At 73.2% G+C, this 15,193-nt stretch carries 12 protein-coding genes; 5 read left to right on the top strand and 7 right to left on the bottom strand.

Annotation, left to right across the window (positions count from 1 at the left end):
• Positions 1 to 8 precede the first annotated feature (8 nt).
• Both WMF46_RS34025 and WMF46_RS34030 read right to left on the bottom strand, forming a co-directional pair.
• Positions 9 to 1,589: a hypothetical protein gene (locus tag WMF46_RS34025; RefSeq protein ID WP_437981010.1), complete on the bottom strand. Its 1,581-nt coding sequence runs from the start codon at positions 1,587 to 1,589 to the stop codon at positions 9 to 11.
• Positions 1,590 to 1,759: 170 nt separating this feature from the next.
• Positions 1,760 to 3,097 (bottom strand): Stp1/IreP family PP2C-type Ser/Thr phosphatase, encoded by a 1,338-nt coding sequence (locus WMF46_RS34030; protein ID WP_437981011.1) that lies wholly within the window; start codon positions 3,095 to 3,097, stop codon positions 1,760 to 1,762.
• 274 nt (positions 3,098 to 3,371) lie between these two features.
• On the opposite strand from WMF46_RS34030, the gene WMF46_RS34035 reads away from it, so the two are divergent.
• Both WMF46_RS34035 and WMF46_RS34040 read left to right on the top strand, forming a co-directional pair.
• Complete coding sequence (locus WMF46_RS34035) at positions 3,372 to 4,109, top strand: hypothetical protein (protein ID WP_437981012.1); 738 nt, start codon at positions 3,372 to 3,374, stop codon at positions 4,107 to 4,109.
• Positions 4,110 to 4,217: 108 nt separating this feature from the next.
• Positions 4,218 to 5,429 carry a tetratricopeptide repeat protein gene (locus WMF46_RS34040; RefSeq protein ID WP_437981013.1) on the top strand — a complete coding sequence of 404 codons (1,212 nt, stop codon included), beginning with the start codon at positions 4,218 to 4,220 and terminating at the stop codon, positions 5,427 to 5,429.
• On the opposite strand, the gene radC is transcribed toward WMF46_RS34040, so the two are convergent.
• From radC to WMF46_RS34060, 4 genes are all read right to left on the bottom strand, one after another.
• The gene (gene radC / locus WMF46_RS34045) at positions 5,426 to 6,205 is read right to left on the bottom strand and encodes a RadC family protein (RefSeq protein WP_437543903.1); all 780 of its coding nucleotides are present in this window, start codon (positions 6,203 to 6,205) and stop codon (positions 5,426 to 5,428) included. The genes WMF46_RS34040 and radC overlap by 4 nt on opposite strands.
• 171 nt (positions 6,206 to 6,376) lie before the next feature.
• Entirely contained in the window at positions 6,377 to 7,105 is a 729-nt protein-coding gene (locus tag WMF46_RS34050; RefSeq protein ID WP_437903719.1) for a competence/damage-inducible protein A, read from the bottom strand.
• Between the two features lie 16 nt (positions 7,106 to 7,121).
• Positions 7,122 to 7,496 carry an exodeoxyribonuclease VII small subunit gene (gene xseB, locus WMF46_RS34055; RefSeq protein ID WP_437543907.1) on the bottom strand — a complete coding sequence of 125 codons (375 nt, stop codon included), beginning with the start codon at positions 7,494 to 7,496 and terminating at the stop codon, positions 7,122 to 7,124.
• A complete protein-coding gene (locus WMF46_RS34060; protein ID WP_437981014.1) occupies positions 7,493 to 9,718 on the bottom strand; it encodes a HEAT repeat domain-containing protein in 2,226 nt (741 codons plus the stop codon). Before WMF46_RS34060 ends, xseB begins: the two co-directional genes overlap by 4 nt.
• A 219-nt stretch (positions 9,719 to 9,937) precedes the next feature.
• Between WMF46_RS34060 and WMF46_RS34065 the strand changes: the two genes are divergently transcribed.
• The 3 genes from WMF46_RS34065 (at position 9,938) to WMF46_RS34075 (ending at position 14,402) form a co-directional block, all read left to right on the top strand.
• Positions 9,938 to 11,764: a radical SAM protein gene (locus WMF46_RS34065; protein ID WP_437981015.1), complete on the top strand. Its 1,827-nt coding sequence runs from the start codon at positions 9,938 to 9,940 to the stop codon at positions 11,762 to 11,764.
• Positions 11,765 to 11,984: 220 nt separating this feature from the next.
• Complete coding sequence (locus WMF46_RS34070) at positions 11,985 to 13,703, top strand: protein kinase domain-containing protein (protein WP_437981016.1); 1,719 nt, start codon at positions 11,985 to 11,987, stop codon at positions 13,701 to 13,703.
• A 378-nt stretch (positions 13,704 to 14,081) separates the two neighbouring features.
• Complete coding sequence (locus tag WMF46_RS34075) at positions 14,082 to 14,402, top strand: hypothetical protein (RefSeq protein WP_437294315.1); 321 nt, start codon at positions 14,082 to 14,084, stop codon at positions 14,400 to 14,402.
• On the opposite strand, the gene WMF46_RS34080 is transcribed toward WMF46_RS34075, so the two are convergent.
• Positions 14,369 to 14,839 (bottom strand): GNAT family N-acetyltransferase, encoded by a 471-nt coding sequence (locus tag WMF46_RS34080; protein ID WP_437981017.1) that lies wholly within the window; start codon positions 14,837 to 14,839, stop codon positions 14,369 to 14,371. The two genes, WMF46_RS34075 and WMF46_RS34080, sit on opposite strands and share 34 nt — an antisense overlap.
• Positions 14,840 to 15,193 lie beyond the last annotated feature (354 nt).

Consider the following 15,193-nt stretch of genomic DNA (forward strand, 5'->3'; position numbering starts at 1 on the left):
GGCGTCGATCAGAACATGAACGTGCCGCTCGCGAAGAGGTCGAACGTGTTGCTGTCGTTGACGTAGAAGCGGCGGCCGACCGCGTTGATGGTCGGGCGGTAGTTGGGGTTCGGGCTGCCGGTGACGGTGAGGCGCCCGTCCGCGTCCTGGCGGCGGCAAGGCCCTGCCGCCCCGAGGCTGTCCTTGAACTGGGAGTTGCACGGCTGGTCGCCGCCGATGCCGTGCCCCCCGTCATGGCGGAAGCCCGCGCCGATCTGGAACTTCACGAGCTCGGCCGCCCGCCACGTCACGCTCGCCGAGGCGCGGTACGAGCCGTACGGCTGGACGTCGCTGAGCCCCGTGAAGTACGTCCGCTGCGAGCCCTCGTCGACGATCGACGGCGAGCAGGCCCTCGCGTCGCCCGTCCTGCACAGGTCGGGGTCGTACGCGTCGTTGTCGCGGAACGCCGCCCACTGCGGCTGGCGCAGCGAGCTCGCGTCGCTCGAGCCCAGGGCGTCGAACAGCTCCGAGTAGTCGCGCCCCTCGGAGTGGTACTCGCCGGTGAAGCGCAGATCGAGCGTGAGCCCGGTGTACTTCTCGCGGTTCTCCCAGGGGACGATCAGCACGCCGAGCATCACGCTGCCGACGAGCGGCGGGTGGTTCACCAGCGACGTCTTCAGGTCGGTGAGGCCGTAGTCGCTCGACTCCTGCTGGAACTCGAACAGCGCCTTGAACCCGCCGTACGGCTCGACGTACTTGATCCGCTTCGACAGGTACGTGTGGACCTCGAGGCCGATGGTGCCGCGCGACACGCCTGGGTCGCGCTGGGCGACCCTCTGCCCCTCGAACTCGCTGTCGCTGCTGTTGTTCCGGTTGACGTCCGACGGATCGGCGCACTTCACCTGGCCGCTCTTCGGCGACTCGGTGCAGGCGTGCATCGGCTCGCTCACGGGGAAGCGCCCCTCGACCCCGAACAGCCAGGTCGGCTTCGTCCGGTCGCGCGCCTGGTTCATGATGTTCACGTCGAGGCCGACGGCGAGGTACTCGATGCCGCTCCGGTTCGGCGACGTGAAGGGCATCTGGAACAGCTGCTCCCCGGGGGCCCCCGCGAGCGCGACGGCCTGCGCCTCCGCCCCGGCGCTGCCGTTGAGGTCGGTGAGCTCGCGCGCGTGGTTCAGGATGAGCGGCATCCTGAGGTAGAGCGCCAGGTCCCGGTAGAGGCCGACGTCGAGGCGCAGGTTGAGCTTCGAGGTCGCCTCGTTGTAGGTCGCGACGTTGAGCAGGTTCGACGTGTAGCCGCCCGACGACAGCCCCGGCCCGGCGATGCTCGTCTCGCGCCGGATCTTCGCGCTCTTCGACGCGTACTCGAAGCCGAAGCTGAAGTTCAGATCAAAGGTGTCGCCGTCGTCGAAGGCGTCGACGACGCTCGTGATCTCGCCGGTCTCCATCATGAGCCGCGGCTCGGTGGCGCTCCGCGGCTCGTCGGCGGCCGCGGGGGACGCCGCGAGGAGAGCCGCCGCTAGGGCCGCGAGCGACGCGAACGCCGAGCCCCCAGCCACATTGATGGCGACGCGAGCGAGATGGCCTTCGCAGTACCTTCTGCCGTGCATGCTCATGGTTATCCGTCGGACGGACGCTACCGGCCGGGGCAGGAGGGTGTCAATCCGCGAATCGCTCGCCCGGCTCGCGCGGCCGCGCCCCGCCGCTCCCGCCGCGGCAATCCGCTCCGTTCTGCTCCGTTCCGCTCCGTTCCGCGCGGCCGTGGCCGCGGGGGCGCCGCTCAGCGCGCCAAGGAGCGCTCTTCGGAGGCGAACGGGCTCTTCCCTTCCTCGCTGTCGGGGAAGATCTCGCTCGTGATGTCCTCCGCGGCGAGCTCCTCGCGGGCGGTGCTCAGGTCGCGCGACGTCTGATCGAGCCGGTCGGCGAGCACCCCCAGGAACTGCCAGAGCAGCTTCACGGCGAGCTCGTGCTCCTTGCGGAGGATCTCGAAGAAATCGGCGCGCCGGACGGCGATGAGCTCGCTCTGCTCCACGGCCGAGACGGTGGCCGAGCGCGGCATGCTGCGGATGAGGGCCATCTCGCCGAAGTGCTCGCCCGGGCCGACCTCGCTCAGCACCGATTCGCCGCGGATGATCCGGACGAGGCCCGAGAGCACGATGAAGAGCTCGTCGCCGCGATCGCCCTCGCGCACCACGATCTGGCCGGGCTCGAACGAGAGCACCTCGGCGACCTGCATGACCCGGAGCATCTCGCGCTCCTGCAGGCGCGCGAAGAGCGGCATCTTCGCGAGCACGTCGCGCTTCAGGGCGAGCAGCCGGGCGCGGACGCTGTCGCGGTGGTCGCCCTGGCCGAGCCGGACGAGGATCGCGGTGATGTTGTCCTTGCCGCCCTTCCTGTTCGCGAGATCGATGAGGCCGTTCGCCGCGACCTCGCCGTTCTCCTCCTCGAAGAACGGCTCGAGCTCCGCGGTGTGCGCGATGTACCCGTGGAGCCCGTCCGACGCGAGGAGGAACTGGTCGCCCGGGAGCACCTCGATCGTGAGCGTGTCGACCTCGACGCGCTCGTACACGCCGACGGCGCGCGTGATCGCGTTCTTCTGCGCGACCTTCTCGATCTGATCGCGCGTGAGCTTCCCGCGCTTGATGAGCTCGTTGTAGACGGTGTGGTCCTCGGTGACCTGCTGGATGCGGCCCTCGCGGAGGAGGTAGATGCGGCTGTCGCCGACGTGCGCGATGTAGCCGTGCGAGCCGGCGATGAGGAGCGCGGAGAGCGTCGTGCCCATGCCGCGCTTCGTCGCGTCGGCCTTCGCCTCCTCGTGGATCCGGGCGCACGCGCGCTGGACGGCGTGCTCGAGCAGGCTGAGGACCTCCTTCATCGCGGCGCGCCGCACGTTGCTGCGCGCCTGGTTCTCGATGAGGTCCCGCTCCTTCTTCAGCTCCTCGTGGATGATGCGGACGGCGAGCGCGCTCGCGACCTCGCCTGCGGCGTGCCCGCCCATCCCGTCGGCCACCACGAAGAGCGCGAGCTTCTTGTCGACGAGGTAGTTGTCCTCGTTGTGGTCCCGCATGCGGCCGACGTCGGTCGCCGCATAAAACCTGATGTTTTCGGACAGGCCCATCGGTTCGGGCAGGCTAACCGAGGGCGCGGGAGGAAATCACTACCGATTGCGCCCACCGCGAACTAGACGGTGGAGGACGTCGACGGACGACCTCCTCCCGTCCATCGCGCCCTCGCCGCGCCCGGGGCGTGCTCGCTGACGTACGGCGCGTGCGGCGCGGCGCGGCGCGAGGAGGAGCGGCGTCGGGAGGCGCTCGGGGGGCGGGTGGGGAATCGACCGCGTGGCCGAGGTTACGAGCGGCGGTACATTCGGAGCGCGTAGAATGGGGGGTTGTATGCGGCTCGTCCTCTTCGATAACACCGACGTCGGGTGGGGTAACGCGCGGCGGGCAAACGGCGCGAGACGTCGCGATGGCGCGGCGGCGCGCGCGCACCCAGCTGCGGCGGACGCCGCCGGTTCCGCCGAGACCGGGGACCTCGAGGTCCTGGGCGAGGCCGTGGGCGCGACGATCGGGCTCACGCCGATCTGGCGCGCCGGCGCGCTGCTGCACCGCATGACGGGCGCGGCCGACGCGTGGCAGTCCGCCGCGAGCTGGGCCGAGGCGCTCGGCTGGGCGGCGCGCGCGGCGCGGGAGCGCGGCCGGAAGATCGCGTCGCTGCAGGCCTGGGGGCACGGCGGCTGGGGGTACATGCGCATGGGCGCGACGCGGCTCGACGAGGCCGCGCTCCGGCCCGGCTCGCCGCTTGATGACGCGCTCGACGCCCTGAGGGCCGAGCTCGCGGGGCCGGACGCCGTCGTGTGGCTCCGCTGCTGCAGCGCCTTCGGCCACACCGGCCGGTCCTTCGCGCAGGCGCTCGCGAGGCGGCTCGGCTGCCGCGTCGCGGGGCATACGTACATCATCGCGTTCTACCAGAGCGGGACGCACTCGCTGCGCCCGGGCGAGACGCCGTCGTGGGATCCACACGAGGGCGTGCGCTTCGACGGCGGGGTGCCGACCGGCGCCAAGTGGTCGTCGCGCGGGGCGCCGAACACCGTCTCGTGCCTGGCGGGCGATCTCCCGCAGGGCTACTGACGCCGAAGGCGCGGGTGACGCCCCGTCGCAGGTGAGGCCCCGCCGCGGGTGAGGCCCTGCCCGCTCGGGCGCTCGACCCGCGCCGCCGCGCCGGCGTACGCTGCCGCCATGACGTCGTCCGGAGCGCAGCGAGCGCGCGCGCTCGATCTGCTAGGCCGCGGAGACATGGCCGGCGGGATCGCCGGGCTCGAGGGGCACGTCGCGGGCGCGCCGGACGACGCGGGGGCGTGGCTCGCGCTCGGGGCCGCGTACGCGGCGGAGGAGCGCTGGGCGGACGCGGCGAGGGCGCTCGCGCGTGGGGTGGAGCTCGGCGGAGGGGAGGAGGGAGAGGAGGAGCTGATCGAGGCGCGCCTCGCCTACGCCCGCGCCCTGGTCCGCCTCGGCCGGCTCGACGAGGCGGCCGCGGAGCTCCGGCGGGGCGCGGCGATCGAGCCGCCCGATCCGCGGGCGCTGCGCGAGCTCGGGGTCGTGCTGTACGATCTGCGCCTCTACGACGAGGCGGCGCGCTGGCTCGCGCGCGCGTGTGAGGCCGCGCCGGAGGACGCGCGGGCGGCCTTCGCGCTCGGGCTCGCGCACGAGGCGCGGCGGGAGATCGCGCCGGCCATCGCGGCCTACCGCGAGGCGGTGAGGCGCGCGCCCTCGTTCGCCGACGCCCGGCTCACGCTCGCGGACGCGCTCGCGTCGATCGGGGAGCACGCGCGAGCGCTGGGCGAGCTCGAGGCGCTGCTCGCGCGCGAGCGGAGCCACGAGCAGGCGGCGAGGAACCGCGAGGTGCTGCAGCGCGCGCTCGCCGAGATGCGCGCGCGCCGGCTGCTCGGCAAGACGGAGCGGGAGCTCGCGCGGTCGGCGCTCGTCATCGAGGCGCAGCTCAGGCGCCGCGAGGCGCGCGCGGCGCCCGCGACGGCGGAGGGCGCGGCGGCGCGGCAGATCGTCCGCTACACGGCGCCGCTCCTCGAGCTCCACGTGACCCTCGACTCCCCGAACAATGGCCCCGGGAGCGGCGCGATCGAGGCGCTGCACCTCGCGCTGACCGATCCGGACCGCGCCGCGCGCGCCGAGGACGACGTCTTCAAGGTCACGGTGATCGGCGAGGACGGCCGGCAGGCGCCGGTCAGCTACGCGACGGGCGCGTCGCTCACGCTCGTGCGCGAGGCGATCGGCTGCCCGATGACGCAGGCGAGCGCGCTCTATACCTCGCTGCTGAAGGGGAGCCCGTCGGTCGACTGGGGCGGCGCGACGCTGCGGTTCGCGAGCGTGCCAGGCACCGGAGGGGCGCCGGGCGGAGAGCGGCACGGCCTCCTCGTCGGCCAGCGCGCCTAGCCACGGCTCGGCGGGGCGGCGCCGCGCGGCGCGTCGCCGGGCGCGATCATCCCGAGATCGAGCAGCGAGGAGTAGTGCCCGTCCGGCGCGAGGATGACATGGTCGACGAGCGGCACGCCGATCACCTCGCCGGCGGCGGCGACCGCGTTGGTCATGGCCACGTCCTCGGGCGACGGCGCCGAGTCGCCGCTCGGGTGGTTGTGCACGAGCACGAGCGCCGAGGCCGCGTCCGAGAGCGCGGCGCGAAGGATGTCCCTGGCCGTGACGGAGCAGCCGTGGAGCCCGCCCTGCGCGACCCTGCGCGCTCCCCTCATCCCGTTGCGGCCGTCGAGCGAGATCACCCACATCTGCTCGTGATCGAGCGGTCCGAGCTGCGCCGCGCACCACGCCGCGATCGAGGCCGAGGTGCGCACCGGAGGCCGCGGGCGCACCGCGCGCTCGAAGGCGCGCCGCCCGAGCTCGAGCGACGCGGCGATCCGGAGCGCCTTCGCGAGCCCGAGGCCGGGGTGCTCGGCGAGCGCGTGCGGGCCGAGCCGCGCGAGCCCCTCCAGCCCGGCGAAGCGCGAGAGGAGCGCGGCGGAGACGAGCGTCACGGGGGTGCCGACCAGCCCTGTGCCGAGCACGATCGCGAGCAGGTCGGCGTCGCCGAGCGACCAGATCCCCTCCTCGAGCGCTCGCTCGCGCGGGCCGATGAAGGCGGCCAGCGCCGAGGGGTCGTCGGTGCACGTCTCGGGGAGGTGATCGGACAGCAGGGGGGCGCGCTTCCACGGGCTCATGCGCGAGCGACAAGCACGCGGCGGGCCCGCCTGCCCGCCCGGGGCGCCGCGGGGGCGCGCGCGACGGCGAGGCGGCGGAGCGGCGGCGGAGGGTGGCGGCCGCCAGGCCCTGGCGGCCTCCCGGCCCTCACGCCGTCGCGCCCTCGCCCGGAGCGGGAACGGAGGCGCGCGTCACTCGACGCGGACGATCGTCTCCGCGGGGAGGCTCTCGGCGAAGGCGTCGCGCGCCGCGCGCACCCTCGCCTCGACGAGGCCGTCGAACGTGAGCTTCGTGCGGTACTCGACGCCGGACCACCTCGGATAAGAGCCGATGTCGACGTCGCGGTGCGCCTCGACCACGCGGTCGAGCATCGGCTTGAGCTGCCCCTCGTCGAGGGTCGTGAACACCGCGAGCGAGACGAACGGCGCCCCGCCGGAGAGCTCCGCCTGGATGAGCGCCTGCTTCGCCCGGAAGATCTGCGGCACGCCGGGCAGCATCCACACGTTGCGCATCACCACCCCGGGCCACGCGGCGCTGCCGCCGGTCACGAGCCGCGCGCCCTCCGGGATGCGGGCCATGAGCAGGTGCCCCTCGGTGAGCCGATCGCCGTAGTAATCGCGCAGGAGGCCCTCGATGTTGGGCGCGCTGACCACCGGCACGCCGAACGCGCGCGCGACGCCCGCGATCGTCAGGTCGTCGTGCGTCGGGCCCACGCCGCCGCTCGTGAAGACCCAGTCGTGCGACGCCGCGAGCGCCCGCACCTCGGCGGCGATCACCTCGATCTCGTCGAGCACCATGACCGCCCGCTCCAGCTTGACGCCGAGCGCGCGCAGGGTGCCCGCGAGCACGACCAGGTTCTCGTCAGCGATCTTCCCGCTGAGCAGCTCGTTGCCGATGATCAGCGCCGCTGCGGTCCTCATGTCACCCTTCTTCCGCTCAGCTCTCGAACTCGCGCGTCACCGGGCGCCCGTCGGCGTCCATCCCGAGCAGCTCCTCGACGCGCTTCTCCGCGCGATCGAGGCGCTCCTGCGCCGACCGCGAGAGGCGGATGCCCTCCTCGAAGAGCGAGAGCGCGCGCTCGAGCGGCAGATCGCCGCCCTCGAGCTCCGCGACGATCTTCGCGAGGCGGCGCGTCGACTCCTCGAACGACATCGCGCCGGCGCCCGCGTCGCCGCTCCGCGGAGCGCGGTCGGCCTCGGCCTTCGCCGGCGCCCCGGCGGCGCCGGGCTCCGCGCTCGATTCGGCGCGTGACTCGGCGCGTGATTCCACGCCCGCGCCGCCCTCGTCCGTCGCGTTGCTCATCGTCGTCATGAGCCAGCGTCCCCCGGGGGTGCGGCCGGCGCAAGCAGGACGGCGCTCGCGCCGGGCGGCACCGCCGGCACGAGGAGCACGCCGTCGGGATCGGCCACGACAGGGACCGCGAGCCCATCCGGCCGGACGAGCCGTGCAGGACGCGAGGAAGCGCTCCCGGACGCGCTCCGGTCGTTCGGGACGATGGCCACCCACACGACGCCCGTCGCCAGCGCGGAGCGCGGCCGATCGAGGGCCCGCGCGTCGGCGCCGGAGAGGGCGGCCCGCGCGAGCGCGCGCACCCCTTCGTCAGGATCGAGATCCCGCGCCGCGACGAGGACGCGCCTGCGCTGCACCTCGGTGCGCCGGGACAGGCCGCGGACGATCGCGCGGCGCACCGCGGGGTCGTCCTCGAAGCGGTAAGCGCGGGCGAGAAGGGAGACGCTGTCGGGCATCGGGTCGCTCCCGAGGCCGAGCGCGACGTGCGCGCGAACGACGGGATCGCTCCCCTCGAGCAGCCGCTCGATCCTGCCGCGGACCACCTCGTCGTCGCGGGCCGCGAGCGCGCGGGCGGCGAGCGGCGACAGCGGTCCGCCCGCCTCCGCGAGGGCGGCGAGCCGCGAGGTGGCGAGCGCCCCGCCCCCGGGCTCCGCGAGCAGCGCGACGCCGGCGGAGATCGCCGCCGCGTCGGGCGCCGCGTCGCCGCTCTTCGCGGCGCTCGCGGCGCCGGGCGGCGACCCGGCGCCCGACGCCGCGAGCGCCGCGAAGAGCGGCGCGAGGGCGGCGAGGGCGCGCTCGCCCCGAGCGAGCGCGCCGCGCGCCGCCGCGTGGACCGCCGCGCGATCGCAGGAGGACGGGGAGCAGGCGCCGACGACATCGACCGCGTCGCGGAGGCCGAGCGCCACGGCGCCGAACACCCCGACGGCGCGATCGCTCGACCCGCTCGGCGCGGCGAGCGCGGCGAGCAGCCGCTTCTCGAGCGCCTCGGGCGCGTCGCGCAGCACGAGCCCGCGGACCACCCCGGCGCGCAGGCCGAGCCTGCGGAGGTCCGCGTCCTTCGCGGCGCGCGGGCCGTCGAAGAGCTCCGCGACCGCGGCCCGCGCCTCGGCCCCCGGCATCGTCGCCAGCGCGAACGCGGCCGCCGTCGCCAGCTCGGGGCGCTCGCTCAGGACCCGGCGCAGCTGCCGCGCCGCCTCCGCGCCGCCCGCGCGGCCGATCGCCGCGACCGCGCGGGGCCGCGCGTCGTCGGCGAGCAGCGGGAGGGCGCGCGCGAGCGCCGGCACGAGCCGCTCCGCCGGCCCGAGCTCGGCCAGCCTGAGCCCCTCCATCCGCCCGAGCTCGGATCCGAGCAGCGCGGCCACGGCGTCCGCCGCCTCCGGCGCGCCGAGGTACACGAGGATCTCCGCCGTCGGCTCGAAGAGCCCCGGCTCTGGCTTGCGGAGCCACGCGCGGGCCTTCGCCAGCGCCGCCTCGTCGCCGAGGCGCGCGAGGGCGCGCGCCGCGGCCACCTGCGCCGCCCTGTCGCCGCCCTCGAGCATCGGCCGGAGCGCCGCGATCGCCCGGAGATCGCCGAGATCGCCGAGGAAGCTCGCGAGCGCCGGCTCGAGCCGCTTGCGGCTGCCGAGCAGGAGCTGGAGCGACGCGGGCGGGTGCGCCTTGATCGCGCGCGCGGCGGCCTCGCCCGCGGCCCCGCCCTGCACGATCGCGTTCACGAGCACGCCGAGCGCGCGCCGCTCACCCGTGCGCGCGAGCGCGAGGGCGGCGGTGCCGCGCAGCACCTCGCCGAGCGGCGACGCGGCGCCGCGCCCGGGCGCGCTCTCCGAGAGCTCGCGCGCGAGCAGCTGGCGCACGCTGTCGCGCTGCGCGTGGGCCGCCAGCGCCCGCACCGCCGCGAGGCGGGTCCTGGGATCGCGCGCCCCCGGGGCGCCGTGCTGATCGAGCGCGGCGAGCAGCGCGCTCACCGCCTCCTCGGTGCCGATCGCCCCGAGGCGCTCGATGCCGCGGAGCCGCGCCGCCGGGTCGCTCGACGAGAGCAGCCGCTCGCCGACCGCCACGCCGAGGCTGCCGCGCAGCGGCGTCGCGCCGGCCTGGGCCCCCGCGGGCGCCTTGCCGCCTTCCTCCGCGGCCTGCGGCGCCCGGGCGGTCCGCGCGACCGGCTGAGGCGCTGCCGGGCCCGCCATCGCGGTGGCCGCGAGCGCCGCGGCGAGGCCCAGGGCGCGGGGGGTTCCAGGGAGGAATCGCATTTGCTGCGCCGCACTATCCCGCGATCGACGGCCCGCTGTCACGCCCCAGGCCGAGCCGTGTCAGCGCCGCGTGACAGCCTGGAATTTGATGGAAGCACGCGCTAGGTCGACCTAGCGTGCAGCCGCGAAATGCGGCTGTGAGAGAGGTGACGCTTGATCGACCTGGTACGGACACTGGAAAAGGCCATCACGGTCTCCGCCGGCAAGGCATGGCCGGTCTTGCAGCGACTGAGCCGCCTCGGCGGCGAGCCCAGGCCGTTTCACCCGAAGTGGAGCGACAAGCCGATCCCGAGGGGCGGCGAGCGCACGAAGCCCCCGCTCGGCTGGCCTCGCGAGACGGACAGCCTGTGCCCGCGCTGCGTCAAGGAGGCGCGCGACGAGATCCTGAGTGGCAGGGCGGATTGGACCAAGCTCATCACGGACAAGCCCGGGGAGATCCGCGCCAGCATCGTCGCGCGCGAAGGGCGCGTGGTCATGGAGAAGACGTGCCCGAAGCACGGCTTCTTCTCGGACACGATCTCGATCGACCCGGCGTTCCTGGCCCGGATCGAGCGCCTCTTCGGCGGCCGCGACGTCGAGATGACGAAGGACAGGATCCACGACCACGGATCGAGCACCATCCGTTACGGTCGCGGCGCGGTGCTCACGGTCGACCTGACGAACCGCTGCAACATGATGTGCGACCCGTGCTTCATGGATGCCAATCAGGTCGGCTACGTGCATGAGCTCTCCTGGGAGGAGATCACGAGGATCCTGGACGACGCGGCGGCGGTGCGCCCGCGCCGCCAGATGTCGATCCAGTTCTCCGGCGGCGAGCCGACGCTGAGCCCGCACTTCCTCGACGCGATCCGGTACGCGCGCGAGAAGGGCTACTTCGCGGTGCAGTGCGCGACGAACGGGATCCGCTTCGCGGACGAGCCGGGCTTCGCCAGGAAGGCCAAGGAAGCGGGCCTCCGGATGGCGTACCTGCAGTTCGACGGGGTCACGAACGCCGCGAACGGCCACCGGAAGATCGGGAACCTCTACGACGTGAAGCTGCGGGCGATCGAGGAGCTCTCGGCCGCCGGGATCGACGTCATCCTGGTCGTGACGATCGTCAACGGGGTCAACAACGATCAGGTGGGGCCCATCATCGACTTTGCGGTCCAGAACGCCGACAAGATCACCGTCGTCAGCTTCCAGCCGGTCAGCTTCACCGGCCGCGACGAGGACATCTCCGACGAGCTGCGCGAGAAGCAGCGCTATACGCTGAGCCACCTCGCGCACGACATCGCCCGGCAGACGGGCGTGACCGACCCGCTGCGCGACTGGTTCCCCCTGTCGGCGCTCAGCCCCTTCGGCAACGTGACCGATCTCCTCGACGGCCCCGACAAGGACTGGGGGCAGATCAACTGCGGCTGCCACCCGAACTGCGGGATCGGGACCGCGCTGTTCGTCCACAAGAAGACGAAGCAGATGGTCCCGCTGCTCGACTTCATCGATGTCGAAGGGCTGCTCTCCGACCTGCGCGCGATCTTCGACGCGGGGCGCAGCCGCGCCCTCACGAAGGCGCAGGTCGTCGCGGCGCTGCTGCGCCATTACCAGCCGGACAAGGCGCCGCCCGGCTTCCACCTCGCGACGCTCTTGAAGCAGTTCATGAGCCAGACGGGCGCCGCGCACGCCGGCGAGGCCGACGCCCGCGAGTACGAGTGGCGGATCCTTTTCGTCGCGGGCATGTGGTTCCAGGATCTGTTCAATTACGACTTCCGCCGCACCGAGATGTGCATCATTCCGTACGGAACGCAGCTCGGCGAGATCAGCTTCTGTGCGTACAACACCGGGGCTGGATGGCGGAATATCCTCGAGAAGATGAAGGCCAACGCCACGGTGGCCGAGTGGTACAAGAAGCACGGTAGGCACCCTGTCTATGCGAAGAATCAGGATCTTCCTTTACCTGCCTACGACAACCCCCTAACGATCATGGAGCACGACCTTGCGTTGCGCGAGCGCGAGCAGGGCGGCGCGCGCTCACGGCGGGCCGCCAGGCGGCTGCCGATCGTGAGCTGATCGCGCTCCCACCGCGTGCGGCTAGGGAAGCGCAGCGCAGCGCAGCGCGGCCCCCGATCGCCGAGAGACAGGTCACGTGAGCCGCCGGGCTCGGCGATCGGTCGCAGGGCACCTCACATCGACACAGAATCCGGTTCTCCTCGCGGCCGTGTGGGAGGAGGCTCGCGTGAGCGGCGCGGGAGTCGTGGAGAACGCACCACGCATGGTGTAGTCTGGTCACGTGACCTTGCACGCGGGCCGCTATGAGAGCTTGCGCGCCATCGCGTCAGGCGGCATGGCGACGGTGTATCTCGGGCGGGCCGTGGGCGCCGGCGGGTTCGAGCGCCTCGTCGCCCTGAAGATGATGCACCCGCACATCGCGGCGGAGCCCGAGTTCGTCGCGATGTTCCTCGACGAGGCGCGCCTCGCGGCGCGGGTCCGCCACCCCAATGTCGTCGCGACGTTCGATCTCGTCGAGGACCCGCTGTTCCTCGTCATGGAGTACATCGAGGGGCCGTCGCTGCACACCTTGCTCCGCACGTGCGCGCGGGCGAAGCGGCCCGTCCCGCTCGGGATCGTGCTCCGCATCTTCCTCGACGTGCTCGCGGGTCTCCACGCCGCGCACGAGCTCACGGGGGGCGAGGGCGAGCCGCTCAACCTCGTGCACCGCGACGTCTCGCCGCAGAACGTGCTCGTCGGCGTCGACGGCATCGCGCGCATCACCGACTTCGGGGTGGCCCGCGCCGAGACGAGGCTCATGTCGACGCGGGGCAACGCGCTCAAGGGCAAGCTCGCCTACATGGCGCCCGAGCAGATCCGGGCCGCGAACGTCGACCGTCGCAGCGACGTGTACTCGGCCGGCGTGGTGCTCTGGGAGATGCTCACGGAGGAGCGCCTGTTCAAGGCCGACAACGACGGCGCGCTGCTCGCGCAGATCCTCCAGGGCGCGCCCACGGGGCCGCGCGGGGTGGTCCCGTCGGTGCCGGCCGCGCTCGACCAGATCTGCCTGCGCGCGCTGCGCACCGACCCCGACGATCGCTTCCCGACCGCCGCGGCGTTCGCCGAGGCGCTGGAAGACGCAGCCACGCAGACGCCGGGCCTCGCTGTGTCGTCGCCCCGGGCGGTGGAGGCGCTCATCAAGGAGGTCGGTTTGCGCGGGCCGCCGGAGAGCCTCACCGCGCCGGTCAGCGCGCGGGGCGCTCCCGCCTCGGCGCCCAAGTCGGGGCGATCGCCGCTGAGCCAGCGCTCTCCGTTGAGCGATCCGCTGAGCCCGCGCTCTCCGTTGAGCGATCGTCTGCCCCTCAGCCAGCGCGCTCCTTTGACCCAGCGGAGCGTCGAGGCGGCGCAGGACAGCTCGGGCGCCGAGGGCAGCGCGCCGGGGCTGGGCGCCGTCGTCTCCGAGGCCGTCTCCCGCGGCCGGCACCACATCGCGCGCCGCCGCGTGCTCGCCAGCGCCTGCGCGGTCGCGGTCGCGATCGCGGTCGGGGCGGGCGCCTTTCTCGCCTCCGGCCAGAAAGAGCCAGCCGCTCCCTTCACGGGGGAGAGCGCCTCTGTCTCCCGGATCTCGTCCTTCTTCCCCGCGGCCGCGGCGGCCAGCGGGCCGGTCCAGACGGCCGCGCCCGGGCATTCCGGCGAGCTGGCCGGGTCCGCGGTCCCCGGCGGCTCCGCTCGGGGCGCCGTTCCCGACAGCTCCGCTCAGGGCGTGATTCCCGGCAGAGCCGCCCAGAGCCCCGCCCCGCGGCCGAGCTCCAGAGCGACCCCGCCCGCGGCCGTCAAGCCCAGGACGAGCCGGCCCGACACGCGCACGACCAGCGGAGCCACGGCCCCGACGGCGAAGCCGGCCACCCGCTCATCGACCGTTCGGAGCGTGGCGCCGAAGACCGCGCCAAAGGCGCCAGAGCCGAAGCGGAGCGCTCCGCGGACGACCTCCCGGACGCCCTTCAAGCCATCCGGCCTGTGACGCACACAGGGCTGTGACGCACGATGTCACCGCGGAGATAGCCCAAGACGGTACGTGCGCATGGATCCAGCGCGGCCCCCCGGCCGAGCCATGATCCTTTTCGCCGCCTCGTCCAACACTCCGACCATGGAGACACGTCCAACACCCCGACGACCGCGCGCACCCGCGACCTCGGCGCCGATAACGCGACGTCGGGTCGCGCTATCGCACATTGAACGCACGGCGTCGCCTACATGGTCACGGAAGACAGCAGAACGTCAGTGGTCGCCTCACGAGCGCGATAGGGGAGGTAGGCTATTCTTGTCGTGGGGCGGTATGTGCTCGCCCAAGTGAAAGACGCGCCGCGCGTCGGACGTTACCCCGGGGGGGAACCAGCTCATGCGCTCGCTTTTTGAGCAGGTCGTCGAGTGCTGTGGCCTCGCACCCGCGTTCGCCAGAAAGATCATCCAGGAGGCCTGCGAGCGGAGCGATGTGTCACCGCCCGAAGCGATGACGCCAGCCGATCTCATCCGCACGCTCCCTCACATCCGCCAGGCCCTCGGCGTCTTCCTCGATCCCGGGGAGGTGGCGCTGAAGACGGCCGCGATGCGAGCCCTCGTCAAGGGCTCCTGGCCGTCGATGGCCGCGGTCGTCCCCCCTGGTTCGAACCAGGAGAGCCGGACCCCTCAGGACGAGCCGAAGGCCAAATCGAGCTCGTAGAGCTCGTAGTGCGAACGCCGCATTCCGAGCGCGACATACGTCGACTGCGCTCGCGCGTTCGCGGTCTCCACGTACAGGCGGATACCGCACACGTCCCCCGCGTCCGCCGCCATCTCGTGGACTCGCCGATACAGCGCCCGGAAGACCCCGCTGCGCCGCTGCGCGGGGGTCACATAGACGGACTGGATCCACCAGAAAGTACCGTTTCTCCAGTCACTCCATTCGTAGGTGACCATCAGCTGCCCGGCCATCTCGGACGCGTGCTCGGCCACCAGATAGAACCCTTTGGAGGCATCCGCGATCAGCGCGGCGGCGCCGCGGAGGGTGGTGGCGGCATCCAGCACCTTGCCCTCCGTCTCGAGCGCCATCGCCCGGTTGTTCGCCGCGATCAGCGCGGCGTCGGTGGGCGCCGCCCGGCGGATCACGAGCGCTGTCACGAGGCGACCTCCCGGCGGGCGTCGCAGGGACGTTCTCCGGTCGTACGGCCGGAAAGCGCGGAAGCGCGGCATCGGATCGACATGGCCGACCCCATACCGCGGGCAGCACCGCTGCTCAATGACCACGCGCACGACGCGCGCGACGCGCGGCGCCTCGATCCAGCGACGAGCGCACGGCCGGGCCGTTGACGACCGGTCGCGAAGGCGTCGCCGCGGCGCGTTATGTTTCGAGGAGTGATCCTCGACGAGCGCGCCCGGCGCTCGGCGCGCGATCCATGGCTCCGCCGCGCCGGCTGCCTCTTGCGCCGGTTGGCGGAGGTTGTGCTCCTCGCCCGATCGCGCATACCCTCCGGG

Origin of the sequence: Sorangium sp. So ce117 (assembly GCF_051524395.1) — a bacterium.
GTDB classification, from domain to species: Bacteria; Myxococcota_A; Polyangia; order Polyangiales; family Polyangiaceae; genus Sorangium; species Sorangium cellulosum_B.

Coding starts and splice junctions, on each gene's coding strand:
- WMF46_RS34025 (WP_437981010.1), bottom strand. CDS start 1,589: ATGCACGGCAGAAGGTACTGCGAAGGCCATCTCGCTCGCGTCGCCATC.
- WMF46_RS34050 (WP_437903719.1), bottom strand. CDS start 7,105: ATGAGGACCGCAGCGGCGCTGATCATCGGCAACGAGCTGCTCAGCGGG.
- xseB (WP_437543907.1), bottom strand. CDS start 7,496: ATGACGACGATGAGCAACGCGACGGACGAGGGCGGCGCGGGCGTGGAA.
- WMF46_RS34035 (WP_437981012.1), top strand. CDS start 3,372: ATGCGGCTCGTCCTCTTCGATAACACCGACGTCGGGTGGGGTAACGCG.
- WMF46_RS34075 (WP_437294315.1), top strand. CDS start 14,082: ATGCGCTCGCTTTTTGAGCAGGTCGTCGAGTGCTGTGGCCTCGCACCC.
- WMF46_RS34030 (WP_437981011.1), bottom strand. CDS start 3,097: ATGGGCCTGTCCGAAAACATCAGGTTTTATGCGGCGACCGACGTCGGC.
- WMF46_RS34040 (WP_437981013.1), top strand. CDS start 4,218: ATGACGTCGTCCGGAGCGCAGCGAGCGCGCGCGCTCGATCTGCTAGGC.
- radC (WP_437543903.1), bottom strand. CDS start 6,205: ATGAGCCCGTGGAAGCGCGCCCCCCTGCTGTCCGATCACCTCCCCGAG.
- WMF46_RS34060 (WP_437981014.1), bottom strand. CDS start 9,718: ATGCGATTCCTCCCTGGAACCCCCCGCGCCCTGGGCCTCGCCGCGGCG.